The 24,506-nt window shown below is 70.6% G+C and carries 24 protein-coding genes and 1 riboswitch; of the genes, 6 read left to right on the top strand and 18 right to left on the bottom strand.

The window, feature by feature from the left end:
• Positions 1–22: 22 nt before the first annotated feature.
• Genes MRBLWH3_RS08195 through MRBLWH3_RS08210 form a run of 4 tightly spaced genes read left to right on the top strand, consistent with a single transcriptional unit; the run spans position 23 to position 3,593 of the window.
• Positions 23–988, top strand: coding sequence for a carbohydrate ABC transporter permease (locus MRBLWH3_RS08195; RefSeq protein ID WP_363430396.1), 966 nt, complete (start codon positions 23–25; stop codon positions 986–988).
• Complete coding sequence (locus MRBLWH3_RS08200; RefSeq protein ID WP_363430398.1) at positions 985–1,824, top strand: carbohydrate ABC transporter permease; 840 nt, start codon at positions 985–987, stop codon at positions 1,822–1,824. Before MRBLWH3_RS08195 ends, MRBLWH3_RS08200 begins: the two co-directional genes overlap by 4 nt.
• A gap of 43 nt (positions 1,825–1,867) precedes the next feature.
• On the top strand, positions 1,868–2,821 hold the full coding sequence (locus MRBLWH3_RS08205; RefSeq protein WP_363430400.1) for an ROK family protein: 954 nt from the start codon (positions 1,868–1,870) through the stop codon (positions 2,819–2,821).
• Positions 2,814–3,593: a glucosamine-6-phosphate deaminase gene (locus tag MRBLWH3_RS08210; protein ID WP_363430402.1), complete on the top strand. Its 780-nt coding sequence runs from the start codon at positions 2,814–2,816 to the stop codon at positions 3,591–3,593. Before MRBLWH3_RS08205 ends, MRBLWH3_RS08210 begins: the two co-directional genes overlap by 8 nt.
• Before the next feature lie 21 nt (positions 3,594–3,614).
• Here MRBLWH3_RS08210 and MRBLWH3_RS08215 read toward each other — a convergent pair whose 3' ends face one another.
• The 5 genes from MRBLWH3_RS08215 to MRBLWH3_RS08235 form a co-directional block, all read right to left on the bottom strand.
• Positions 3,615–5,006 (bottom strand): FAD-binding oxidoreductase, encoded by a 1,392-nt coding sequence (locus tag MRBLWH3_RS08215; RefSeq protein WP_363430404.1) that lies wholly within the window; start codon positions 5,004–5,006, stop codon positions 3,615–3,617.
• Positions 5,003–5,419, bottom strand: coding sequence for a YrdB family protein (locus MRBLWH3_RS08220; protein WP_363430406.1), 417 nt, complete (start codon positions 5,417–5,419; stop codon positions 5,003–5,005). Before MRBLWH3_RS08220 ends, MRBLWH3_RS08215 begins: the two co-directional genes overlap by 4 nt.
• Before the next feature lie 55 nt (positions 5,420–5,474).
• Entirely contained in the window at positions 5,475–7,343 is a 1,869-nt protein-coding gene (locus MRBLWH3_RS08225; RefSeq protein ID WP_363430408.1) for a sigma-70 family RNA polymerase sigma factor, read from the bottom strand.
• Between the two features lie 313 nt (positions 7,344–7,656).
• The gene (gene nagA, locus MRBLWH3_RS08230) at positions 7,657–8,793 is read right to left on the bottom strand and encodes an N-acetylglucosamine-6-phosphate deacetylase (protein ID WP_363430410.1); all 1,137 of its coding nucleotides are present in this window, start codon (positions 8,791–8,793) and stop codon (positions 7,657–7,659) included.
• Between the two features lie 27 nt (positions 8,794–8,820).
• On the bottom strand, positions 8,821–10,356 hold the full coding sequence (locus MRBLWH3_RS08235; RefSeq protein ID WP_414685398.1) for a beta-N-acetylhexosaminidase: 1,536 nt from the start codon (positions 10,354–10,356) through the stop codon (positions 8,821–8,823).
• A 151-nt stretch (positions 10,357–10,507) separates the two neighbouring features.
• Positions 10,508–10,592, top strand: a riboswitch (ZMP/ZTP riboswitch).
• A 38-nt stretch (positions 10,593–10,630) separates the two neighbouring features.
• Between MRBLWH3_RS08235 and glyA the strand changes: the two genes are divergently transcribed.
• Positions 10,631–11,905 (top strand): serine hydroxymethyltransferase, encoded by a 1,275-nt coding sequence (gene glyA, locus MRBLWH3_RS08240; protein ID WP_363430414.1) that lies wholly within the window; start codon positions 10,631–10,633, stop codon positions 11,903–11,905.
• Positions 11,906–12,115: 210 nt separating this feature from the next.
• Positions 12,116–12,997, top strand: coding sequence for a bifunctional methylenetetrahydrofolate dehydrogenase/methenyltetrahydrofolate cyclohydrolase (locus MRBLWH3_RS08245; protein WP_363430416.1), 882 nt, complete (start codon positions 12,116–12,118; stop codon positions 12,995–12,997).
• 2 nt (positions 12,998–12,999) lie between these two features.
• On the opposite strand, the gene MRBLWH3_RS08250 is transcribed toward MRBLWH3_RS08245, so the two are convergent.
• The 13 genes from MRBLWH3_RS08250 to hpaE form a co-directional block, all read right to left on the bottom strand.
• The gene (locus tag MRBLWH3_RS08250; RefSeq protein ID WP_363430418.1) at positions 13,000–13,647 is read right to left on the bottom strand and encodes an NAD(P)H-dependent oxidoreductase; all 648 of its coding nucleotides are present in this window, start codon (positions 13,645–13,647) and stop codon (positions 13,000–13,002) included.
• On the bottom strand, positions 13,644–14,126 hold the full coding sequence (locus MRBLWH3_RS08255) for a MarR family winged helix-turn-helix transcriptional regulator (RefSeq protein ID WP_363430420.1): 483 nt from the start codon (positions 14,124–14,126) through the stop codon (positions 13,644–13,646). The genes MRBLWH3_RS08250 and MRBLWH3_RS08255 overlap by 4 nt, the downstream gene beginning before the upstream one ends.
• Positions 14,127–14,206: 80 nt before the next feature.
• Positions 14,207–14,941 (bottom strand): amino acid ABC transporter ATP-binding protein, encoded by a 735-nt coding sequence (locus MRBLWH3_RS08260; RefSeq protein ID WP_363430422.1) that lies wholly within the window; start codon positions 14,939–14,941, stop codon positions 14,207–14,209.
• On the bottom strand, positions 14,938–15,783 hold the full coding sequence (locus tag MRBLWH3_RS08265) for an amino acid ABC transporter permease (protein WP_363430424.1): 846 nt from the start codon (positions 15,781–15,783) through the stop codon (positions 14,938–14,940). The genes MRBLWH3_RS08260 and MRBLWH3_RS08265 overlap by 4 nt, the downstream gene beginning before the upstream one ends.
• A 22-nt stretch (positions 15,784–15,805) precedes the next feature.
• Positions 15,806–16,657 carry an ABC transporter substrate-binding protein gene (locus MRBLWH3_RS08270; RefSeq protein WP_363430426.1) on the bottom strand — a complete coding sequence of 284 codons (852 nt, stop codon included), beginning with the start codon at positions 16,655–16,657 and terminating at the stop codon, positions 15,806–15,808.
• Between the two features lie 104 nt (positions 16,658–16,761).
• Positions 16,762–17,832: an RNA polymerase sigma factor gene (locus tag MRBLWH3_RS08275; RefSeq protein ID WP_363430428.1), complete on the bottom strand. Its 1,071-nt coding sequence runs from the start codon at positions 17,830–17,832 to the stop codon at positions 16,762–16,764.
• On the bottom strand, positions 17,832–18,212 hold the full coding sequence (locus MRBLWH3_RS08280) for a YciI family protein (RefSeq protein ID WP_363430430.1): 381 nt from the start codon (positions 18,210–18,212) through the stop codon (positions 17,832–17,834). The genes MRBLWH3_RS08275 and MRBLWH3_RS08280 overlap by 1 nt, the downstream gene beginning before the upstream one ends.
• A 76-nt stretch (positions 18,213–18,288) precedes the next feature.
• Positions 18,289–18,852 carry a hypothetical protein gene (locus MRBLWH3_RS08285; RefSeq protein WP_363430432.1) on the bottom strand — a complete coding sequence of 188 codons (564 nt, stop codon included), beginning with the start codon at positions 18,850–18,852 and terminating at the stop codon, positions 18,289–18,291.
• Between the two features lie 66 nt (positions 18,853–18,918).
• Complete coding sequence (locus MRBLWH3_RS08290; protein WP_363430433.1) at positions 18,919–19,713, bottom strand: transglutaminase-like domain-containing protein; 795 nt, start codon at positions 19,711–19,713, stop codon at positions 18,919–18,921.
• A 170-nt stretch (positions 19,714–19,883) separates the two neighbouring features.
• Positions 19,884–20,687, bottom strand: coding sequence for an aldolase/citrate lyase family protein (locus MRBLWH3_RS08295; RefSeq protein WP_363430435.1), 804 nt, complete (start codon positions 20,685–20,687; stop codon positions 19,884–19,886).
• Positions 20,672–21,457, bottom strand: coding sequence for a fumarylacetoacetate hydrolase family protein (locus MRBLWH3_RS08300; RefSeq protein ID WP_363430437.1), 786 nt, complete (start codon positions 21,455–21,457; stop codon positions 20,672–20,674). The genes MRBLWH3_RS08295 and MRBLWH3_RS08300 overlap by 16 nt, the downstream gene beginning before the upstream one ends.
• A 260-nt stretch (positions 21,458–21,717) precedes the next feature.
• On the bottom strand, positions 21,718–22,884 hold the full coding sequence (gene hpaD, locus MRBLWH3_RS08305) for a 3,4-dihydroxyphenylacetate 2,3-dioxygenase (RefSeq protein WP_363430439.1): 1,167 nt from the start codon (positions 22,882–22,884) through the stop codon (positions 21,718–21,720).
• A 53-nt stretch (positions 22,885–22,937) separates the two neighbouring features.
• The gene (gene hpaE, locus MRBLWH3_RS08310) at positions 22,938–24,470 is read right to left on the bottom strand and encodes a 5-carboxymethyl-2-hydroxymuconate semialdehyde dehydrogenase (protein ID WP_363430441.1); all 1,533 of its coding nucleotides are present in this window, start codon (positions 24,468–24,470) and stop codon (positions 22,938–22,940) included.
• Positions 24,471–24,506: the final 36 nt, after the last annotated feature.

A 24,506-nucleotide genomic window follows, 5' to 3' on the forward strand; every position in this document is an offset into this window, starting at 1 on the left:
AATTCTTGAGAGGAGGTTTGCCATGACGACAATCCCCGCAGAGGCGTCGGCTCCGCCGGCTTCGTCACCCGAGTCACGGCCAGACCCCGAACGCCCGAAGAAGCGCCGCTTCCCGTGGGCGCCGCTCGCGCTCCTGACGCCGGCCCTCATCATGCTCGTCGTCTTCATCGGCTGGCCGCTCGTGCAGCTGGTGATCATGTCGTTCCAGGAGTTCGGCCGGGCGCAGATCTTCGGCGCCGCGCCCGAGTTCATCGGGATCGACAACTACGTCGCCGTGCTGACGGACCCCGAGTTCTGGGCGGTCCTGGGGCGCAGCGTCGCACTGTGCGTGGTGAGCGTCATCGCCACGATGCTCCTCGGCGTCGCGATCGCCGTCATGATGACCAAGCTCGGCACGGTGATGCGCACGGCGGTATCCGTCTCGCTCCTGCTCGCCTGGGCGATGCCCGCGCTCACCGCGACGATCGTGTGGGGCTGGATCTTCGACACCCAGTACGGTCTGGTCAACTGGGTGCTCACCCAGATCACCGGCGATAACTGGATCGGCCACAGCTGGCTCATCGACCCGACGAGCTTCTACGCCGTCGCAGCCATCATCATCACGTGGGGCGCCATCCCGTTCGTCGCCTTCAGCACGTACGCGGCGCTCTCGCAGGTGCCCGACGAGGTGCTCGAGGCCGCCTCGCTCGACGGCGCGGGAGGACTCGCGCGGTTCCGCCTCATCGTGTTCCCCTACGTGCGCTCGATCCTCCTCGTGCTCCTCGTCCTGCAGATCATCTGGGACCTCCGGGTCTTCGCGCAGATCTACGCGCTGCAGTCCATCGGCGGCGTGCGCGCCGAGACCAACACGATCGGCGTCTACATCTACAGCGTCTCCATGGCATCGGGCGACCTCGGCGCCGGCGGCGCGATCTCGGTGATCCTCGTCGTCATCCTCCTGGCCATCTCCGGGTACTGGATCCGCACCATGCTCAAGGAGGAATCATGACCGCCCGTCGCCGCGTGATCCCGCGCGTGTTCCTGAACGTCGCGGCGGTCGTCGTCATCGTCGCCTCGCTGTTCCCCGTCTACTGGATGGTGAACACCTCACTGCTGCCGGCATCCGCGGTGCGCTCGACGACCCCTCACTGGTGGCCGGACGAGTTCACGCTCAGCAACTATCAGGAAGCGCTCACCGACGACAGCCTGTTGAACGCGCTGTTCAATTCGGTCGCCGTCACCGGGATCACCTTGGTGGCCGCGCTCGGGTTCGCCTTCCTCGGCGCGATCGCCGTGTCGCGCTACCGCTTCCGCACGCGCACATCGTTCATCATCGCGATCCTGGTGATCCAGATGATCCCGGCTGAGGCGATGATCGTCTCGGTGTTCCGGGTGCTCGACGGCTGGTACCTGCTCAACTCGATCATCGGTCTGAGCTTCGTCTACATCGCCTTCGTGCTGCCGTTCACCATCTGGACACTCCGCGGTTTCGTCAACGGCGTGCCTGCCGACCTCGAGGAGGCGGCGATGATCGATGGATGCAGCCGATCGGGCGCGTTCTGGCGCATCACGTTCCCGCTGCTGGCCCCCGGCCTCATCGCGACGGGTGTGTTCGCCTTCATCCAGGCATGGAACGAATTCGTCTTCGCCCTCGTCATCATGACGCGACCGGAGTCCCTCACCCTGCCCATCTGGCTGCGCGCCTTCGTGCAGGTGACGAAGGCCACCGACTGGGCGGTCGTCATGGCTGCCTCCACGATCATGGCCATCCCGGTGATCGTGTTCTTCCTCATCGTCCAGCACCGCATGACCAGCGGCCTCGTCTCGGGGGCGGTCAAGGGCTGATGCGCACCAAGGACCACGCCGCCTCCCCCGGGGAGGTCGGTCGATGAAGGTCGGGCTCGACGTCGGCGGGACGAAGACGGACGCCGTGGCGGTCGACGCCGAGGGCGCGATCGCGGGTCGCCTCCGCATCCCCACGGGTTGGGGACCGGATGCGGTGGCCCAGACCGTCCTCGACGCCGTGCGTGCGCTCGGCTCCGAGGCCGGCGTCGACCTCTCGGCCGTGCGATCGGTCGGAGTCGGCATTCCGGGTCAGATCGAGCCGGGCACCGGCCGGGTCGTGCACGCCGTGAACCTCGGCGTGGACGAGCTGGACCTCGCCGCCGTGGTCGCGCCCGCGCTGGGCGTGCCGGTGCAGGTCGAGAACGACGTGAAGGCGGCCGCGCTCGGCGCGCATGCGCTCCACACGCGGGGCGGCGCACCGGCGGCGGGCTCGATGGCGTACCTCAACCTCGGCACCGGCATCGCCGCGGGCATCGTGTCCGACGGGGTGCTGTGGCGCGGCGCGCGGGGCGCGGCCGGCGAAGTCGGCCACATCTCGGTCGACCCGAACGGACCCCTGTGCCGTTGCGGTCAGCGCGGCTGCATCGAGGCCTTCGCGGGCGGCGGTGCGATCGCCGAGCGCTGGGCCCAGCGGTCCGCGCTGCCGGTGCGCGACGTCTTCGACGCGGCCGATGCGGGCGACCCCTCGGGGCGCCGGCTGCGCGCCGGGCTCGTCCGCGGCGTGGCTGCTGCGATCCGGGTGCTGGTGCTGACGGTCGACGTCGATATCGTGGTCCTCGGAGGGGGTGTGACGGCGTTGGGAGACCGACTGATGACGGATGTCGCGGCCGAGCTCGCGGCCGGTGCCGAGGCATCCTCGTTCATGCGCTCTCTGCACCTCGCCGACCGGGTCGAGCTGCTGCCGCCGGGTTCACCGGCCGCCGCACTCGGAGCCGCGCTGGTGGGCGCGGAGGGCGACGCCACACACGACGCAGAGGAAGCAGTGGTCCATGGCTGAAATCGTCATCGTCGAAGACAAGGCCGCCGCGGGGGCGCTCGTCGCCGATCACATAGCGGAACTCGTCCGCTCGAACCCGGAGACGGTCCTGGGTCTCGCCACCGGGTCCACGCCGCTGCCGGTGTACGAGGCGCTGCGCTCACGCCTGGAGGGCGTCGACGTCTCGCGTGTGCGCGGCTTCGCGCTCGACGAGTACGTCGGGATCGACCCGGCCCATCCCGAGAGCTACCGCTCGGTGATCACGCGCGAGTTCGTCGAGCCGCTGGGCTTCAACCCCGAGCTCATCCGTACGCCGGACGGCACACCGGAGGGCATCGAGCACCATGGCGAGGAGTACGACGACGCCATCCGCGATGCGGGCGGCATCGACCTGCAGATCCTCGGCATCGGCACGGACGGCCACATCGGATTCAACGAGCCGGGTTCGTCGTTCTCTTCGATCACGCGCGTGAAGACGCTCACCGAGCAGACCCGCCGCGACAACGCCCGCTTCTTCGACTCGATCGACGACGTGCCCATGCACTGCATCACACAGGGCCTCGGCACCATCCTGCGCGCTCGCCATCTCGTGCTGCTCGCGTTCGGCGAGGGCAAGGCGGCCGCGGTCGCCGGGGCCGTCGAAGGCCCGCTCTCGGCGTCGCTGCCCGGCTCGGCGATCCAGCTCCACGCGCACGCGACGGTGGTGGTCGACGAGGCGGCGGCATCGCAGCTCGCCCGCGCCGACTACTACCGCTACGCCTACGACAACAAGCCCGACTGGCAGGGCATCTGACGGGGGGAAGGATGCCGCGGCTCAGCGCGCGAACACCTTGCCGGGGTTGAGGATGCCCTGCGGATCGAAGACGCGGGTGATCTGCCGCTGAAGCTCCCACTGGTCGTCGCCGAGCTCGTCGGCGAGCCATCGGCGCTTGAGCACGCCCACACCGTGCTCGCCGGTCAGGGTTCCCCCGAGGCGGAGCGCGGCGCGGAAGAGGTCGTCGGCTGCCGCCCAGATGCGGTCCGGCGCCTCGACCACGCCGAACTCGTCGGGCTCGGCGTCGAAGATGAAGTTGGGGTGCAGGTTGCCATCGCCGGCGTGTGCGACCGTGGGGATCGCGACGCCATGCTCGCGCTCGACGCGGGCGATCTCGTCGAACATCGCCGGGAGAGCGCTGCGGGGCACCGAGACGTCCTCGATGAGCGCGGTGCCGAGAGTCTCCATCGCGGGATGCATCGCCCGGCGGATCGTCAGCAGCCGCTCGCCCTCGTCCCGGTCGTGCGAGACGGCGACTGTCCCGCCCACCCCGCGGAGCACCCGCGCGATCGCCTCGGCCTCGGCGATCGCGGCCGGGCCGTCGGTCTGAATGGTGAGCTGCGCCGCCCCGGGAGTCGGTGCCGAGAGTCCCAGGAGCGCGTGGACGGCGGCGAGGGACGCAGCATCCATCAACTCCATGATCGCGGGCTGTGCACCGGACGCGGTGACGGCCGCGGATGCCTCGGCCGCCGTGCGCACGTCGCGGAAGGTGGCGGCGACCGTGCACACCTCGCCGGGGACCAGGCGGCGCAGCTTCAGCGTCGCTCCGACGACGACGCCCAGGGTGCCCTCCGACCCGATGACCAAGGACGTCAGGTCGAGACCGGTCACGCCCTTGACGGTGCGGTGGCCGAGATGGAGCAGGCGGCCGTCCGCGAGGACGAGATCCACACCGAGCACCGCGTCGCGCACGACGCCGTACTTGGCGCACAGCAGTCCGCCCGCGCCGGTAGCGATATTGCCGCCGACCGTCGAGATGGCGCGGCTCGCCGGGTCGGGCGCCCACCAGAGGCCGTGCGGGGCGAGCGCGGCGTTCAGGTCGGCGTTGAGGATGCCGGGCTCGACGACGGCCAGGAGGTCGTCGGGGCGGATCTCGAGGATGCGGTCCATGCCGCGCACCGACAGGGCGATCTCGCCCACTCCCGCGTTGGCGCCGCCCGCGAGGCCCGTGCCGGCGCCGCGGGTGACCACGGGCGTGCCCGTGCCGGCGGCGATGCGGAGCGTCTGCTGCACGTCGTCGACGCTGCGGGCGTGCACGACGACGAGAGGGAGACCGGATGCCGCGTGCCCGGACTTGTCGGCGCGCGCGGCGGCCAGTGAAGCCGGGGAGGTGTCGACGCGATCGCCGAGCGCCGCGCGGAGGAGAGCCAGCGCGTCGGCGCCGGAGGTCACGACAGGCGCCGCCGGCCGGCGACGACCCCGGCGGTCACGGCGACGACGCCGAAAGCAAGGCCGATCCAGGCGTTGCCCATCGACCACCACGCCGCGGTCGCGGACACGTAGACGAGCAGCTCGACGACGGCGCGCACGAAGGGGTGCACCGCGAACACTGCGCGCGGCGATACGAAGAGCGCCCAGAGAAGGATCGCGATCACGGGAGCCCCGACGCCGGCGACGACGTTCCACGGGAACGGCCACATGGTGAAGCCCCACAGTGCGAGCGTGCCGAAGGCGAAGATCTCGCAGATGAACGCGATGATGTCGATTGCCGCCAGCGGCGCAGCCTTGCCTTCGGTCAGTGGTGCGCGTGTTCCGGGTGCCGGTTCGGCAGGGCGCGCGGGAGTGACGTTCGGCGTGTCGGACATGGCTTCCAGTCTACGGCGGCGCTCAGTCCGCGTCCGCCCGGGGTGCGGGGTCGCGTCAGTCCCCGCCGTCGCTGGGGACGGTCTCCGGGGGGACGGTGTCGGTCACTTCGGGCGCTTCGGCGTCCGCCGGCGCGTCGTCGGTGAGGGGCGGAGCCTCCTGACGGTCCGCGAGACCACGGCCTAGTCCGCGCGGAACCGTCGCGCTTCCCTTCGTCATGCCGCTGCCGGCGCCGGCGCCGGTGTCGCCCCCGTTGCCGTTGCCGTTGCCGTTCGTCGGCGTGCCGCTGCCGGTCGAACCGTCGTTGCCGCTGCCCGTGCCGTTGGTCGGCGTTCCGGTGCTGGAGCCGCCGTTGCCCCTCCCGTTGTCGCCCGACACGTCTGCGTCGTCGTCGCCGGTGGAGTTCCCGTTGTTGCCGGACGCCTTGCCGTTGTTGTCCTGCGCGTGCCCGTTGTTGCTCGTCGGGGTGCCGTTGTTGCTCGTCGGGTTGCCGTTGTTGCTCGTCGGGTTGCCGTTGTTGCCCGACCCGCCGCTGTTCGCGCCATGAGCGCTACCGGTCTCTCCGTCGGCCTCGCCACCGCCGGAGTCCGAGGCGCCCCCGTCTTGCGCGTCCTCGGCGCCGGCGGATGCGTCGAGGACCACGGGGATGTCCGCCGGACCGGGACCGGCCTCGGCCGGAAGCTGAAGTGCGGAGTCATCGCCGTCGTCCGCGAGGAGCGCCGGTGCGTCCACGTTCTCGGCCGCGACCTCGGTCGTCGGTGCGGGAGTCGGCGCCGGTCCGGGACCGGCCGTGGCCGGCAGCATCACCGCCGCGGCGACCACGCCGCTGACGACCACGAGGCCGGCCGCGGCGAGTCCGGAGGCCGTCCCGATGCCGACGACCGCCGACGTGCCGAAGACCGCCGCCGACGAGGCGACGGCGGTCGCCGCCCCTGCTGCGCCGACCGCCCCCGCCGATCCGACCGCCCCCGCCGATCCGACCCCGGCCGATGTCGCCGCCGCACCGGCACCCGCACCCGCACTCGCACCCGCGCCCACGACTCCCGCCGGTGCGACGGTCACGGTGCCGTGCACGACGCTCGAGGGCATCGAGGCCAGCGCCACCAGCGATGTGCCGCCGCCCTGGACGGTCGCGAGGTAACCGGCTGTGCCCACCGCGCCGAGGGCGATGGGCAGCAGGACGAGCGCGAGACGGCTCGAGACCTCCTTGGCCTCGCTCGCGACGATCGAGCACCGCACGCAGCCGGCGAGGTGTCGCTCGAGCTTCGCGTGGTCGCGTCGGCCGAGATTGAGTCGGGCGTACGCGCCGAGGCGCTCGATGGTCCACTCGCAGTCCGAGCCGTCGGCCACCGACCGCAGGTGCGCCTGGATCCACGCCTCACGCAGTCCCTCGCGCGCGCGGAACGTCAACTGCGCGACCGCCGTCGGCTTCATGCCCAAGAGCGGCGCGATCTCGGCGGGCTTCATGCGCTCGATCTCGGAGTACCAGAGGACCTCCTGCCACCGCGTCGGAAGACTGCGGAAAGCCTGATGCGTGAGACCGCGGTCGAGTGCTGCCTCGCTCTCGTGCTCGACGCCCGAGGGGTCCTCGACGCCGTCGAGCTCCTCGTAGGCGGTCTCGCGCCGCGCGCGTCCCCACGCGGCGGCGGTGTTGCGGATGCTGGTGAAGAGGTAGGCGCGAAAGGACCCGGTCGGTCCGCCGCCGTGGACGATCGAGTGGTAGATGCGCGTGTACGCCTCCTGCACGAGGTCGTCGGCATCGAGGCTCGATGTCATGTTGCGGGCGACGGTGACCCCCGCGCGGTAGTGGCGCCGCCAGAGTTCTGCGAACGCGTCGTTGTCGCCCGATCTCGTCCGCAGGACGAGGTCGGCGTCGGCGTCGGTGACGACGTCGGTCTCGCCCTGCTGCACGTCTTCGTGGTCCATCGGTCCCCCAGTTCCGCGGCGCACATCGACAACGTCGATCCCGGGTGGCGACCGCGGCAGGTTCCATTGTCGTCGCCGCCTCCGGATTTGGCCAGGGCTGAACTCGAAGGCGCAGCATCCGTTACGAGCGAATTCTCAGAACTCGCGTAATAGATCGAGGGTCCCGCCGTCTCTTTCGTCAGAGTGGCTGGCCGCCCTTGTGTGGGGCACGACGGCGGCCGCCCCCCGCGGGACTCCCGCGGATAAGGCGGGGCTCGGAGGTATCTCGGGGGAGGGACCATCGGCCCCGCCTTTCACGTGCGCGCGAGAGCGCTCAGGCGGCCTGGCCGCCGATCCAGACGCGGTGCACTGCGAGGGCGTCGTCCAGCAGCACCGCGTCGGCGAGCGCGCCCACGTCGAGGCTGCCGAGGTCGTCGCGGTGGATCGCGTGCGCGGGCTGCCGGCTGAGGGCGTGCGACGCGACCTCGAGCGCCACGCCCGCGCCCACCACGTGGCGCAGCGCGGCATCCTGCGTGAGCGTCGAGCCGGCGATCGCACCGCCCTCTTCGAGCCGTGCCACCCCGTCGGTCACGCGCACCGCGAGGCCGCCCAGTTCGTACCGGCCGTCCTGCGCGCCGGCCGCGGCCATCGCGTCGGTGATGAGCGCGATCCGATCGCCGGCGACCGCGAAGAGCGTTGCGATCAGTCCGAGGTCGACGTGCACGCCGTCGGCGATGACCTCGAGAGTCACGCGCTCGTCGCGCAGAGCCGAGACGACGGGACCGGGGGCGCGGTGGTGGATGCCGGGCATCGCGTTGAACGCATGCGTGATGAGCGTCGCACCGGCGTCGAAGGCGCGTCGCGTCGTGTCGGCGTCGGCATTCGTGTGGCCCACCGCGACCGCGACGCCCGCCTCGACGAACCGCCGGATCGCGTCGAAGGCGCCCTGGCGCTCCGGCGCGAGCGTGATCTGGCGGATCGTCCCGCGTCCGGCCTCGAGAAGACGGTCGACGGATGCCGCGTCCGGGGCCCGCAGCAGCGACGCGGTGTGCGCACCTTTGTGGCCCGGGTCGAGGAACGGGCCCTCGAGGTGCGAGCCGAGGACAGTGGAATCGGCGTCGCAGAGGTCCGCGACCATCGCCACACGCGCCGCGAGGTCGTCGATCGGTGCGGTGATGAGCGACAGCACCGCCCGCGTCGTCCCGTGGGCACGGTGGACGGCGCGTGCCGCGGCGATGGCCTCGGGCCCGTCGTCGAAGCTCGCGCCGGCGCCGCCGTGCCCGTGGATGTCGACGAAGCCGGGGACGAGGCATCCGTTCCCGCCGTCCACGACCTCGTCGGCGTGCGGGAGTTCGCCGCCGACGCCGGCCGCCGCGACGCGATCACCTTCGAAGAGCGCCCATGCATCGGCGCGGTCGCTGTCGACCGACACGGAGCCCAGCAGGCGGACGGAGTGGACGAGGGTGCTCATGCGGTGCTCCGTATCAGTCGGCGGCGGTCACTCGGTGGCCCACGGGATCTCGTCGGACGGGTGGAAGCCGATGCCCATGCTCGTCCACAGCGGCCCGAGGGCGCCGACGCGCTGGCGGAACGACGCCCAGGTGCGCAGCTCGCTCTTCCCCGTTGCCGGAGACCAGGCGGCCTCCGCGGCCGCCGCGGCGCGCGGGAAGGCCATGGTGTCGATGTCGGCGGCGGTGCGGATCGTCTCGGTCCACAGCGGCGCCTCGACGCCGAGGATTCCGGCGTCGTCGACGCCGGGCACGACGTCCGACGGCTCCCACGAGTACGCGCGCTCGACGCTCGTCGGTCCGTTCGCCCATGTGAGCCCGCGCCCCGGCAGGTCGGGGTGCTGCATGTCGAGGTAGATGGCGTCAGCGGGCGAGAGGATCAGCTGCGCGCCGTTGTCGACGAACGCGGCCGCCTTCTCGGCGGCGCCCTCCTGCGGCGTGAGGAATCCCCAGTACTGGCCCACCGTGGTGTCCGCGATGCCGGGGGCGGCGCCTGCTTCGTGCCAGGCGACCGGCGTCTTGCCGAGGTCGGCGATGATCCCGCTCGCGCGTGCGACGAACGCCGCGAAGTCGTCGTCGGTCGTGGAGAGCGACTCGTCGCCGCCGAAGTGCAAGTAAGGGCCGGGGGTCATCGCGGCGAGCTCGCCGAACACGTCGGCCACGAAGTCGTAGGTCGCCTCGTCGTGGATCTTCAGCGATGAGAACCCGACGGCCATGCCGTCGTAGGGCGCGCCCACGCGCGGCTCCTCGCCGCCGTCGTCGCGGATGGTCTGGCGCATGTGGTCGCTGATGCTCGGATCTTCGGCGAGTTCGGGGTACGCGAGGCCGACCGCGTGCGTGTGGCCAGGCATGTCGATCTCGGGCACGACGATCATGTGACGGGATGCCGCGTACTCGACGATCTCGCGGTAGTCGGCCTTCGTGTAGAAGCCGCCACCCTCGCCCTGACCGACGACACTGCCGCCGCCGACCGACGTGCCCGACGCCTTCTCGGTGAGCTCGGGACGCGAGTCGAGCTGGATGCGCCAGCCCTGGTCGTCGGTGAGGTGCAGGTGCAGAGCGTTGAACTTGAGCGAGGCCCCGCGGTCGACGTAGGCCTTGACGGTGTCGACCGGGTGGAAGTGGCGGGCGACGTCGAGCATCAGGCCGCGGTAGGCGAAGCGCGGGGCGTCCTCGATCGTCACGGCAGGCAAGACCCACCCGTTGCCGTCGCGGGCGATGAGCTGACCGAGCGTCTGCACGCCGTAGAACAGTCCTGCCGCGTCGGCGCCGGTGACGACGACGGATGCCTCGTCCGCGGCGATCCGGTACGACTCCGGCGCGCCCGAACCCGCGTCGACCCTCAGCTCGATCACCGAGCCGTGGCCGGTCGCGAGGCTCAGGCCCGTGCGGGTCTCGATGATCGCGGACAGGGCGGCGGCAGCATCCGTGTCTCCGTTCACCACCGCGGTGGTCGCGAGCCGGAAGGGCGCGCCGGAGCCCGCCTCGATCGAGACGGGAGCGGGGACGACGGCGGGAAGCGACACGGTGTCTCCATTCTGTGCGACCGGGGTGCAGCCGGCCAGCAGCGCGGAGGTGAGGGCGGCTGCCGCGACAACCCGTCCACGCCGACGATTCATGTAAAGAGTCCTAACAAAAGGGGTGGGAATCAGCCTAGCCGTTCGTGTTCCGTTATGCTCGGTGTGTCGCGACTGGCGTTGAGGTGGGCCACCACCGGGGAGCGACCGACTACGGCATTCGACCGCACGCCTGGGCCGATGTGGAACACCCCTATCCGAAAGCCGTGAGTCTGGAGATCGCATGACCGATCAGTTCTTCAACGCCCCGCTCGCCGAGGTCGATCCCGAGATCGCCCAGGTGCTCGACCGCGAGCTCGACCGTCAGCGCGGTTATCTCGAGATGATCGCCTCCGAGAACTTCGTTCCCGTCTCCGTGCTGCAGTCGCAGGGCTCGGTGCTCACCAACAAGTACGCCGAGGGCTACCCGGGACGCCGCTACTACGGCGGCTGCGAAGAGGTCGACGTCGCGGAGGAGCTCGCCATCCACCGCGCCAAGGCGCTGTTCGGGGCCGAGTTCGCGAACGTCCAGCCGCACTCGGGCGCCACCGCCAACGCCGCCGTGCTGCACGCCATCGCGCGCCCCGGCGACACGCTGCTCGGCCTCTCGCTCGACCAGGGCGGCCACCTGACGCACGGCATGAAGATCAACTTCTCGGGCCGCCTCTACAACATCGTCGCGTACGGCGTCGACCCCGAGACCTCGACCATCGACATGGACGAGGTGCGCCGACTCGCCCTCGAGCACAAGCCCAAGGTCATCATCGCCGGCTGGTCGGCCTACCCGCGCCAGCTCGACTTCGCCGCCTTCCGCGCGATCGCCGACGAGGTCGGCGCGACTCTGTGGGTCGACATGGCGCACTTCGCCGGTCTCGTCGCGGCCGGCCTGCACCCGAACCCGGTGCCGCACGCCCATGTCGTGTCGTCGACCGTGCACAAGACGATCGGCGGCCCCCGCTCGGGCTTCATCCTCACCAACGACGCCGACATCGCGAAGAAGATCAACACCGCCGTCTTCCCCGGGCAGCAGGGCGGCCCCCTCATGCACGTGATCGCAGCCAAGGCGACGGCGTTCAAGCTCGCGGCGACCCCCGAGTTCAAGGAACGCCAGGAGCGCGTGCTGCGCGGCGCCCACATCATCGCCGAACGCCTGTCGCAGCCCGACGTCGCCGGCGCGGGGATCACGGTCCGCTCGGGCGGCACCGACGTGCACCTCGTGCTGGTCGACCTCCGCAACGCCGAGATCGACGGCAAGCAGGCCGAGGACCTTCTGCACGAGATCCACATCACGGTGAACCGCAACGCGGTCCCCAACGACCCGCGCCCGCCGATGGTGACGTCGGGCTTGCGGATCGGCACGCCGGCGCTCGCGACCCGCGGCTTCGGCGACGCCGAGTTCACGGAGGTCGCCGACATCATCGCGCTTGCGCTGCTGCCCGGTGCCGACGTCGAAGAGCTGCGCCTGCGCGTCTCGGCCCTGACCGCCCAGTTCCCGCTGTACCCCGACTTCCGCCACTGAGCGGGAGAGCCGCCGCATCGCGGGGGCGTCGTCTGGTACGACTGTCGACACGGATGCCGCGGCCGGAGGGTCGCGGCATCCACCCCTCCGTCCGCGGTCCGCGAGACTGCAACCGGGACCCGAGACTGCGGGTGTGCAACCGCTGTCTCGGGGCCCCGATGCAGTTTCGCGGGCGCCGGCGGTGCACGAACGCCAAACGAAAGGGCGGACATGACCGCACAGAAGCTCGACGGGCGCGCGGCCGCGGCCCAGATCAAGGACGAACTGCGCGAGCGGGTCGCGGCGCTCAAGGAGCGGGGCATCACCCCCGGCATCGCCACCGTGCTCGTCGGCGCCGACCCGGCTTCGCAGCTGTACGTGGGGATGAAGCACCGCGAATCCGAGGCGATCGGCATGAACTCGATCCAGCGGGAGCTGCCGGCCGACGCCACGCAGGCCGAGGTCGAGGCGCTCATCGACGATCTGAACGCGGATCCGACGTGCCACGGCTACATCGTGCAGCTGCCGCTGCCGAAGCACCTCGACACCGACGCGATCCTCGAGCGCATCGACCCTGCGAAGGACGCCGACGGCCTGCACCCGACGAATCTCGGACGGCTCGTGCTCAACGTCAACTCGCCGATCACCACGCCGCTGCCATGCACCCCCCGCGGTGTCATCGAGCTGCTGCTGCGCAACGACTACGACCTCAAGGGCAAGGACGTGGTCGTCGTCGGTCGCGGCGTGACCATCGGTCGCTCGATCGGCCTGCTGCTCACGCGCCGCGAGATCAACGCGACCGTGACCCTCACCCACACCGGCACCGCCGACCTGTCGCACCACCTGCGCCAGGCGGACGTCATCGTGGCTGCGGCGGGCGTCAAGCACATCGTCCGCGCCGAGGACGTCAAGCCCGGCGCCGCGGTACTCGACGTCGGCGTCACCCGTGAGGACGACCCCGAGACCGGCAGGTCCCGCGTGCATGGCGATGTCGACCCCGACGTCGCCGAGGTCGCCGGCTACCTCTCGCCGAACCCCGGCGGGGTGGGCCCGATGACGGTCGCGCTCCTCATGACGAACGTCGTCGAGGCCGCGGAGCGCTCGCTCGCCTGACGTCAGGCCGCGACGAGCTCGTCGCGTGCGCGCGGGGCGACGGACTCGGCATCCGTCGCTCCGAACGACGCCATCCCGCGGACCCAGCGCTCGCGGTCGGCTTCGGAGCTGTGCCGCACCTCCGCGAGGCGCGTCACGCCGCGGACCTTGATGCCGCAGTATTCGAGCGTCGCGGTGCGCAGGGACCGGATCGGCGCATCGCGGTAGACCCACGCGTTCCAGAAGGCGGGGGAGTCCATCGTCATGACGATGCGCGCGCTGCGACCGGTCAGCAGCTTGTCCCACAGTCGACCGGTCGGACGGTAGCGGTACGCGAAGCCGCGTACGAACACGCGGTCGATCCACGTCTTGAGGGCACCAGGGAGCGCGCCCCACCACTGGGGGAAGAAGAAGACGAGGTGGTCGGCCCAGTCCACGTCGGCGACGTAGGCGGCGACCTCGGGCGGGAGCTGCACGTCCGCCTCGGTACGGGGAAGCCGCACGTCGTCGCGCTGCGACGGATGCTGCGGCACGGCGTCCTTCGCGAGGTCGACGACGCGCACCTCGGCGCCGCCGGTGCGTGCGGCGTCGGCGTACGACTGGGCGAGGGCGTGGTTGAGACTGCCGGCGAAGGGCGTGCCGACGATCACGAGGATGCGGGGAGCGTTCATGCGAGGGTCTCCTGAGGGTGGTGGGCGGCACCCGGGCCGGGCGCCGGCTGTTGCTGGATGAAGGCGGTGAGGGCGACGAGCTGGGCGTTCAGCCGCGGCGCGTCGATGGGGTCGCCGGCGAGCGAGGGGTGGGTCAGCATCGCGGCGAACTCGCGCTCGAGCACCTCGCCGGCGTCGCGCACGAGGGCGGTGCCCTTGTCGGTGAGCGAGAGCAGGATGCTGCGGCCCGCGCCGGGCTGGGACACGGCGGTGATCCAGCCGTCCTCGACGAGCGCGGGCACCCGCTTGCTCACGGCGGCCTTGGTGACGCCGAGGCAGCGGGCGAGCGTCGTCATGTCTACGGGCTCGTGGTCGTAGAGCACGGCCAGGAACTGGAAGTGGTTGAACGTGACGCCCCACCCCGTCTGCAGGGCGGCGTCGGCGAACGCGTCGAGCTCGGCGATGAGCTCGTGGAGGGTGAAGGTCAGGCGGTCGGACACATCACTGAGTAAACCAGTTGACTCACCCTAAGTCAACAGGTTGACTCACTGACCCGCCGTGAATACCGGGGATGCGGGGGTCACGCGGTGAAGCGGGCGAGGAACTCCCGGGTGCGGGCTTCCTGCGGGGCCGCGAGGACCTCGGAAGGCGGCCCCTGCTCGACGATCGTGCCGGCGTCGAGGAAGACCACTCGGTGCGCGACGTCGCGCGCGAAGGCCATCTCGTGCGTCGCCATCAGGATGGTCGCGCCGTCGGCGGCGAGCTGCCGCACCAGCTCGAGCACCTCGCCCACCAGCTCGGGGTCGAGCGCTGAGGTGATCTCGTCGAGGAACAGCACCTCGGGGTCGGTCGCGATGGCCCGCACGATCGCAGCGCGCTGCTGCTGGCCCCCCGAGAGGCGGTCGGGGTGCTCGAGGGCGAGGTCGGCGAGGCCGATGCGGCCGAGCAGCTCGATGGCTCGAGCCTCGGCCTCACGGCGGGGTCTCCGGTTCACCACCCGCGAAGCAAGGGTGACGTTGTCGAGCACCGAGAGGTGCGGGAAGAGGTTGTAGCTCTGGAACACGGCGCCGAAGCGTGCTCGCACGCGGTTGGCGTCGACGCGCGGATCGGAGATGTCCTCGTCATCGAGGAAGATCTGCCCGTCGTCGATCGGCTCGAGGAGGTTGAGGCACCGCAGCAGTGTCGACTTGCCCGACCCGCTCGCGCCGATGAGCGCGACGACTTCGTGCGACGCGAGGTCGACGTCGACGCCGCGGAGCACCTCGCGCTCGCCGAACGACTTGTGGATGCCGGTCGCGCGCAGCAGGGCGGTCACAGGATCGCCCCCGCCTGCTCGCGCTCCCGCAGCCTCGCGGTGTACCAGTCGGTCAGGCGGATCGTCGGGATCGCGAGGAGGATGAACAGGACGCCGGCTACGACGTACGGCGTGAAGTTGTACGTGAGCGAGGCCACCGATCGGGCGGCGGCGATCGCATCGACCGCGCCCAGGATGGAGATCAGTCCGACATCCTTCTGCATCGAGATGAAGTCGTTCATGAGGGGCGGGGTGATCTTGCGCAGGGCCTGGGGCAGCACGACACGACGCAGCGACTGCACGTACCCGAGCCCGAGCGCGCGCGCAGCGAGGCGCTGCGAGGGATGGACGGCCTCGATCCCGGCGCGGATCACCTCGGCGACGTATGCGGAGTACGTGAGTGTCACCGCGATGACCCCGAGCAGCACTACCGGCATGCGCGTGTTCGTGATGGTCGGCAGTCCGAAGCCGATGAGGTACAGCACGATGATGAACGGCAGGCCGCGGAAGAGATCTGTGTAGCCGGCGGCGAGCACGCGCGCGGGAAAGAAGACGGGCCCGCGCAGCGTGCGCAGCACGGCGATCACGAGAGCGACCGCTGCGACGGTGACGACCGAGTAGGCCAGGACCTGCAGGTTGATCAGGAAGCCGTCCCACACCTTCGGCAGCGCCTGGATCGCGACGTCGAGATTGAAGAAGGACTGCTGAACCTTCGACCAGCCCTCGGTGTTGATCACCGTCACCCAGACGATCACCGCGAACGCGAGCGTTGAGGAGATCGCGATGAGCACCGACCGCCGCGAGCGGCGGCGCCGGTAGGCGCGACGGTCGAGCTCGAGCGCGCTGGGCTGGTGCAGGGTCACCGAACGAACGTAGCCGACGCGGTCACTTCAGCTGCGGTACGCCTTCGCTGAGCACCGAGAGCCACTCCTCCTCGAGCTCATCGAGCGTGCCGTTCTCGCGGAGGGTGTCGACAGCCGCGGTGACGTCCGCGGTCAGAGGGGAGTCCTTCGCAAGGAGCAGGCCCCATTGATCGGGGACTCCCGCCGCCGGCAGCTCGCCCACGGTGAAGGAGTCGTCGATGTAGAAGTTCACCGCGGTGTACGCGGTCGGGGTGTCGAGCACGATGGCGTCGATCTGGCCGGCCTTCAGGGCGGCGACGGCGTCCTCGTTGGAGCCGTAGAGCTGAGGCGCAGTGGTCGGGGCGATGGCCTGCTCGATCGTCGTCGCGCTCGTGGATCCCGACATCGCGCCCAGCACCAGACCCTTGAGTCCCGCGATGTCGGTCACTCCCTCGGCCGCGCCGCCCTTCAGCGCGACCACCGACTGGCTCGCCTCGTAGTACGGCGACGAGAAGTCGACGGCCTGCTTGCGCTCGTCGGTGATCGTGTACTGCTGGATGTTGAAATCGAAACTCTTCGGTCCCGGCGCGATCGCGGCCTCGAAGCTCGTCCGCACCCACTCGACATCCTCGGGGGCGAAGCCCAGCTCCTCGGCGACGGCGTAGGCGATGGCCGCCTCGAACCCCTCGCCCGACTCGGGGTCGTCGTCGATCACGTAAGGCTCATAGGCCGTCTCGCCGGTCGCGATGGTGAGCTTGCCGGGCGTGAGGTAGCCCCCCTCGGCGGCCGGCGACTCGCTGCTCGCGGGCGCGGACCCCGAGGCGCAGCCGCTCAGGGCGAGCGCGGCGGCGGCGAGGCCGGCGGCGATGCGGACGAGACGGATGCGGCGCGACATGGTGCCTCCATGAGTCGGGGTGCCCGCGCATGCGTGCTGTCGCTGCGGGGATCCCTCCATCTTGGTCACGGGTTCGGCCCCGCGGCCCGTTGCGGGTCGGTTTGTTACAGGTCCGATGCCTCCGGGGCCGCGGCGAGCCGTCCTTCGGCCGCCGCCAGGGCTCGTCGCGCACCATCGGTCGGTGCGATCGCGACGAGCCCTCGGTAGAGCTTCGCGAGGGTCTCGACGTCGAGGACGCCGCTGCGCGCGCGGTCGCAGTGCACCGCCTGGATCGCCGCCTCGAGCTGGAAGCGCCCGAGCGGCCGCCCGAGTGCCGAGGCACGGCGCAGCAGGGCGGCGCCCTCCCCGATCAGCCCGCGATCCCACTGCGCCGGGTCCTGCTCGTCGAGCGGGGGCCAGGGCAGCTCGGCGCGGGCCGGCGCACGCGACTGCGCGTAGGTGAGCAGCGCGGCCAGCCCCCAGGCCTCGGGCTCGTCGTCGAGGAGCGTGGCCGCGAGCACCGCGAGCCACCGGGCCTCGTCGGCGAGCGACTCGCGCGGCTCGTCGCCCTGGTCGAGCCAGCCGATGGCGTAGGCGCCGTAGATCGCCTCGAGCACCGCCGGAAGCCGGGCCGGCATGTCGGCGCGCGTGGGCACACGGAATGGGATGCCGGCACCCCGGATCCGCCGCTTGGCGCGCACCAGCCGCTGGGCCATCGCCGAAGGCTCGATGCCGAACGCCCGCGCGATGTCAGCGGCCTCGAACCCCAGCACCGTCTGCAGCATGAGCGGTGTGCGAATGGCCGGGTCGATCGCCGGGTGCGCGCACGCGAAGAGCAGCTCGAGCCGGCGGTCGGGGATCACCTCGGCGCGCTCCAGTGCCGTGAGGGCATCGACCTCGTGCTCATCCGCGCGCACCGCGGCGATCCCCTCGTCCAGCGGCACGCCGGTCCGGCGGGCCGCCGACGAGAGGGCGTCGCGCAGTCGATTGCGAGCCACGGTGACCAGCCACCCTTCGGGATTGGCGGGGATGCCGGCGTCCGGCCAGGTCCGCAGCGCCCGCTCGAAGGCGTCGGCGAGCGCGTCCTCGGCGAGGGCGACATCGCGCGTCGAAGCGGCGACGACGGCCAGGATGCGGCCGTACGACTCCCGCGCGGTGCGCGCGGCGACCGCGCGGGAATCGTCGACGCTCGGCATCAGCCGGCGAACGGGGTCCAGGCGCCGTTCTCGAAGCGGGTCGCGCTGGGCCGCACCTCGACGGTGCCCCAGCTGATCGACGGAGCCTTGCCGGCCCAGCCGATGGCGGCGTCGAGGTCGGCGACGTCGATCACGAACGTGCCGCCGAGCTGCTCCTTGGTGTCGGCGAAGGGGCCGTCCTGCACGCGCAGCGTGCCGTCGGGAGCCGTCACCGTCGTGGTCACGGCGGAGGGCTGCAGCACCTCGGCCGAGATCAGCACACCCGCCTCGTCGAGCGCCTTCGCGTACTCGTCGAACTCGCGCATGCCCTCGGCCCAGGCGTCGTCGCCCATGTCTTCGGGGGTCATCTCGGGGTAGTGGAGGAGGAGTGCGTACCGCATGGTGTCGTCCTTTCTGGAGGGGGCGCTACACCCCTCTGACGATGCGAGCGCGTCCCGATCGACAGATCGGGCGAGATCAGCCGTTGCCGAGTTCGTCGAGCATGCGTCGCTGCTCGTCGGTGAGCCCATCGTTCAGTTCCCTGCGGCCGGCGGATGCCTCGGGGCTCGGGATCGGTGGGGCCGCAGCATCCGTCGATCCGACTTTCGAACCGGTGGCCTTGTCATAGAGCGTGCCGGCGTGGGACTCGACCCTGTCGTCGATGGCGCCGTAGATCGCCCAGCCGATGAGCAGGATCACCGGCGGGATGACCCAACCCCAGAACGCTCCGAAGATGCCGCCGCCGATGGAGACGCCGGTGAAGACGACGGTGACGATCCAGACGAGGAATGCGACGGCGAACGCGAGCAGGAACTCGACGAGCTTCTCGCCGGCCTTGGTGCGCTGGTTCGCGGACTTCGCGGCCATCGAGCGGAACCACTTCTCGACGAGCGGCTTGATCCAGATGACGAGGGCCGTCAGCACGATGCCCGCCCAGAGGGCGGCCCAGCCGACGCGCGCGGGCGTCAGCCAGCCGACGATCAGCAGCACGACGATGTTGAACACCAGCAGCGACGCGAACCGCACGACCCACTTCTTCATGGATTCACTGTGCCACGTCGCGACGACGCAGCGGAACGGATGCTGCGCCGCGGCGCCGCACTGCGCTCAGGCGATGGAGACCAGCTGCGTCAGGTCGTCGTCGGGGAGCGCGTCGGCGGTGGCGGTGACGGCCATGTCGACGAGGTCGGCGCGACCGGAGACAACGGTGAGGAACGCCGTGTCGGCGGCATCCCTTCCCGTCGCGATGCGGACCAGGCTCGATCGCGGGGCGAGCGTGGTCGCGTCGACCACCCGCCAGGCGTCATCGATCCAGGCCTCGACGACCGCGTGGAAGTCCATCGGGGTGAGCCCCGGCGCGTACACGGAAACCATGCGCGCCGGGATGCCGAGCCCGCGCAGCACCGCGATCGACAGGTGCGCATAGTCCCGGCAGACGCCCTTGCGGGCGAGCAGGGTGCGGACGGCCCCGTCGGTCGGCAGCGAGGAACCGGGCACGTAGGACAGCCGCGTGCCGACCCACGACGACACTGCCGCGAGCAGCTCGGCGGCCCCGTCGATGCCCCGGAACTCCGCTGCCGCGGTCGGGGCCAAGGCGTCGGACTCGGCGTAGCGGCTCTGGCGGAGGTAGACGAGCCGCTCGACGTCGTCGGCTCGGGCGGTCTCGCCGCCGGTGACGGTTGCCTTGTATGTGATCACGAACTCGCCGGCCGGCGCCAGGACGCGGTGCAGGCGAGTCTCGTGCGCGTCGGCGAGCTCCTCGATCGGCAGAGGCGTGCCGTTCGTCGTCGCGGTGATGCTCTCGGCTTCAGGGATGTAGTGGCCGGAGGCCGCGACGGCGAAGACGAGTTCCGCGGGCTCGGCGACCTTCAGGGCGATGCGGCTGGTGACGTCGCGCTTCATGGCCCCAGCGTGACATGCAAGCGGCGCCCGCAGGTGGTCTTGACACGCCGCCCGGCTTGCTTCAGTGCCCAGACCACCTCTTCTCGCCGAAACCACCCACGGGGGTGGCCCGGGTTCGGGTGGACTCGGCGAGAAGAGGTGGTCTGGGGGAAAGGAACGAGAGCGTGGGGTCAGTAAGAGGCGCGATCCTCGGCGGCGCCGGACGGGATGAAGCGGGCGGCGAGGGCTTCGGAGCCGCGGGCGAGGAGTGCGACGTCGGCGCCCACGAGGACGAACGACGCGCCGGCCCCGAGGTAGGCGTCGGCGGCGGCCGGGTCGAAGGCGTTGACGCCGACGGGCTTGCCGGCGGCGCGCACCGCCTCGAACGCGCGATGCACCGCGCCCATGACGTCGGGGTGGGTCTGCCGTCCGAGCACGCCCATCGACGCGGCGAGGTCGGAGGGGCCGACGAAGACGCCGTCGACGCCGTCGACCGCGGCGATCTCGGCGGCGGCCTCGACACCGGCCGACGTCTCGATCTGCACGAAGAGCGACACATGGTCGTCGGCGTGCTGCAGGTAGTCGTCGACACGGTTCCAGCGCGCCGACCGCGCGAGCGCGGAGCCTACGCCACGGGTGCCCCGCGGCGGATAGCGCACGGCCGCGACGGCGGCTTCGGCATCCGTTCTCGAAGACACCATGGGCACGAGCAGGTTCTGGGCTCCGAGATCGAGCACCTGCTTGATCGTCACGGCGTCGCCGATCGGCACCCGGACGAGCGGGGTGACGGGGTACGCGGCGACGGCCTGCAGCTGGGCCAGCACCGATTCGAGGCCGTTGGGGGAGTGCTCCATGTCGATGAGCAGCCAGTCCAGGCCAGAGCCGGCGCAGATCTCGGCCACGAGCGGCGAGCCCGTGCACACCCACATCCCCGCGAGCGGGCGATCGGCGTGCGCGAGGACGACGCTGAGAGTCGGGCTCAGACGAAGCGGCATTCGATCACTCCCATGGGTCCGTAGTCGCACCTGACGGTATCGCCCCGCGACACCCACATGGGGCGGGTGAACGAGCCCGCGAGGATGATCTCGCCCGCCTCGAGCCGTGCGCCGTGCTGGTGGAATTTGTTCGCGAGCCACGCGACGCCGGCGGCGGGATGGCCGAGAACGCCGGCGGCGACGCCCGTCTCCTCGATCTCGCCATTGCGGGCGAGAACCCCCGGCACCCAGCGGAGGTCGATCTCGTCGGGACGCTTGCGCACCGTCCCGAGCACCATCGCACCGTACGCGGCGTTGTCGCTGATCGTATCGACGATCGTGCGGCCCTCGAGCTCGATGTGCGAGTTCAGCACCTCGAGGGCCGGCACCGCGTAGTCGATCGCGGCGAGGGCGTCCTCGAGTGTGCAGTCGGGACCCTCGAGCGGCGTCTTCAGCACGAACGCGAGCTCGACCTCGATGCGCACGTTCGAGAACTTCTCGACCGGGATCTCGGCGCCCGACTCGTAGACGGTGTCGTCGAACATCACGCCGTAGTCGGGTTCGGTGATGCCCGTCGCCTGCTGCATCGCCTTGGACGTGAGCCCGATCTTGCGGCCCACCAGCGTGCGTCCCGCGGCGATGTTCTGGTCGCGCCACACGCCCTGGATCGCGTACGAGTCCTCGACCGTCGCGTCCGGGTAGCGCGCCGTGATCCGCGGGATCACACCGTGCGTGCGATCGGCCTCGGCCAGCTCGGCCGCGACCTGGGCGATGTCGTCGGGGTGAAGCATCCGTCTCTCCTCCTGGGGTCAACGTACCTTCCGCTCACCTGTCACAACCGGTCGCCCGAGGGTGCGTTTCGTGACAGGCGAGCGGTTGGTGGGTGGGGTGTCTCCTGCTCACCTGTCGCAGACTGCTGGCAGGGGGTGCGTTTCGTGACAGGCGAGCGGTTGGTGGGTGGGGTGTCTCCTGCTCACCTGTCGCAAATTGCTGGCAGGGGAGGCGCTTTGCGACAGGCGAGCAGACGGTTGGGGGGCGACGGATGCCTCGGCTACAGCTGGTGGCCGAGCTTGTACTCGCCCTGCTTCCAGCTGGGCATCTCCTCGCCCTCGTCGTCGGGGCGCGTGTAGGAGAAGCCGTCGGCGCCGATCGTGACCGCCATCTCGGACGAGTCGGTGCGGGCGACCACGGGCTGCGGATTGCCGTCGAGGTCGAGCACGAGCGAAGCCTCGGTGTACCACGACGGCACGACGGGGTTGCCCCACCAGTCGCGGCGCTGGTTGTCGTGCACGTCCCAGGTGACGACCGGGTTGTCGGGGTCGCCGGTGTAGTAGTCCTGGGTGTAGATCTCGACGCGGTGGCCGTCGGGGTCGCGCAGGTACAGGTAGAACGCGTTCGAGACGCCGTGGCGGCCGGGGCCGCGCTCGATGGCGTCGGAGCGGCGAAGCGCTCCGAGCTTGTCGCAGATCGCGAGGATGTTGTGCTTCTCGTGGGTGGCGAACGCGACGTGGTGCATGCGCGGGCCGTCGCCGCCGGTCATGGCGGTGTCGTGCACCGTGGGCTTGCGGCGCATCCAGGCCGCGTAGACGGTGCCCTCCTCGTCCTGGATGTCTTCGGTGACGCGGAACCCGAGCGACTGCATGAAGTTGACGGCGCGGGGCACGTCGGGGGTGACCTGGTTGAAGTGGTCCAGACGCACGAGCTCACCGGGGGTGTGCAGGTCATACCGCCAGGAGAGCCGTTCGACGTGCTCGGTGGCGTAGAAGAACTCGTACGGGAAGCCGAGCGGATCGGTCACCCGCACCGAGTCGCCGATGCCCTTCGTGAAGCCCTCGGGGCGGCGCTCGATGCGGCAGCCGAGCTCGTCGTAGAACGCCACGGCCCGCTCGAGGTCCTCCGCGGACCGGACTCGGTACGAGAACGCGGCGACCGCGGCCACCGGTCCCTGGCGGAGCACCAGGTTGTGGTGGATGAACTCCTCCGTCGAGCGGAGGTAGATCGTGGAATCGTCCTCCTCGGTCACGTACAGGCCGAGCACGTCGACGTAGAACTCGCGCGACGCCAGCAGGTCGGTGACGACGAGCTCCATGTACGCGCAGCGGAGGATGTCGGGCGCCGGGGCGCTGGGCGCGGGGATCGGGTTGTCGGAGAGGATCGGAGCCTCCTGGCTCACGTAGAAGCCGGAGGAGGTGCGGGTCATCTGGTCACGGTGGGTCATGTCGCGTCCTTGCGTGGTTTCGAGGAGAACGGTGAGAACGGATGCTGCGGCCCTCAGTGGCCGGCGGCGTCCGCCCTTCCGAAGGTGGGGTTGTGAGCGGGGCCGAGCGTGATGTGCACGGCCTGCTGGTCGGTGTAGAAGTCGATCGAGCGGTAGCCGCCCTCGTGGCCGAGGCCGGAGGCCTTGACGCCCCCGAACGGGGTGCGGAGATCGCGCACGTTGTTCGAATTGAGCCACACCATGCCCGCCTCGATCGCCTGCGAGAAGTTGTGGGCGCGCTTGAGGTCGTTGGTCCACACGTACGCCGCGAGGCCGTAGCGCACGCCGTTGGCGAGTTCGAGCGCCTCCTCGTCGGTGTCGAACGGGGTGATCGCCACGACCGGGCCGAAGATCTCCTCCTGGAAGATCCGGGCGTCGGGGGCGACGTCGGCGAACACGGTCGGACGGACGAAGTTGCCGGTCTCGAAGCCCTCTGGACGGTCGCCGCCGGCGACGAGGCGCGCCTCGTCCTTGCCGATCTCGATGTAGCTGACGACCTTGTCGTAGTGCTCCGGGTGCACCAGCGCGCCCACCTCGGTCTTCGGGTCGTGCGGGTAGCCCACCACGACGCGGTCGGCCTGCGCCGCGTAGCGCTTCACGAACTCGTCGTAGACCGGGCGCTCGACGAGGATGCGCGAGCCGGCGGTGCAACGCTCGCCGTTCAGCGAGAACACACCGAAGATCGTCGCGTCGATGGCCGCCTCCAGGTCGGCGTCGGCGAACACGACGGCGGGGCTCTTGCCGCCCAGCTCCATCGACAGGCCCTTCAGGAACGGTGCGGCGTTGCCGAAGATGATCTGCCCGGTGCGGCTCTCGCCCGTGAACGAGATGAGGGGGACGTCGGGATGCTTCACCAGCGCGTCGCCGGCGTCCTCGCCCAGTCCGTTGACGAGGTTGAAGACGCCCTTCGGAAGGCCTGCCTCCTCGAAGATGCCGGCCCACAGCGACGCCGACAGCGGCGTGAACTCCGCAGGCTTGAGCACCACCGTGTTGCCGGTCGCGAGCGCCGGGCCGAGCTTCCACGACTCGAGCATGAACGGCGTGTTCCATGGCGTGATGAGCCCTGCGACGCCGATCGGCTTGCGGTTGACGTAGTTCATCTGCCGGCCGGGCACCTTGTAGGCGTCGTCGGCCTGCGCCACGATCAGGTCGGCGAAGAACCGGAAGTTCTCGGCCGCGCGACGGGCCTGACCGAGCGCCTGCGTGATCGGCAGCCCCGAGTCGAACGACTCCAGCTCCGCCAGACGCGCGTCGCGGGACTCCACGATGTCCGCGATCCGGTGCAGCACGCGGGAACGCTCACGCGGCAGCATCCGCGGCCACGGCCCCTCGGTGAACGCGCGCCGGGCGGCGGCGACGGCGCGGTCGATATCGGCCTTCTTGCCGGCCGCGGCCTGCACGTACGTCTCGTTCGTCACCGGGTCGAGCACGTCGAACGTGTCGCCGTCGGCCGAGTCGACGAACTCACCGTCGATGTAGTGCTGGATGCGGGTCGGCAGGCCCTCGGGCACGTGCCGCGTCGCGAGAAGTGTCTGGGTGTCGGTCATTGCTGCTCCTTCGTCGGAGGTTGTGGAGACGGATGC

This window comes from Microbacterium sp. LWH3-1.2, from assembly GCF_040675855.1.
Classification (GTDB): Bacteria; Actinomycetota; Actinomycetes; order Actinomycetales; family Microbacteriaceae; genus Microbacterium.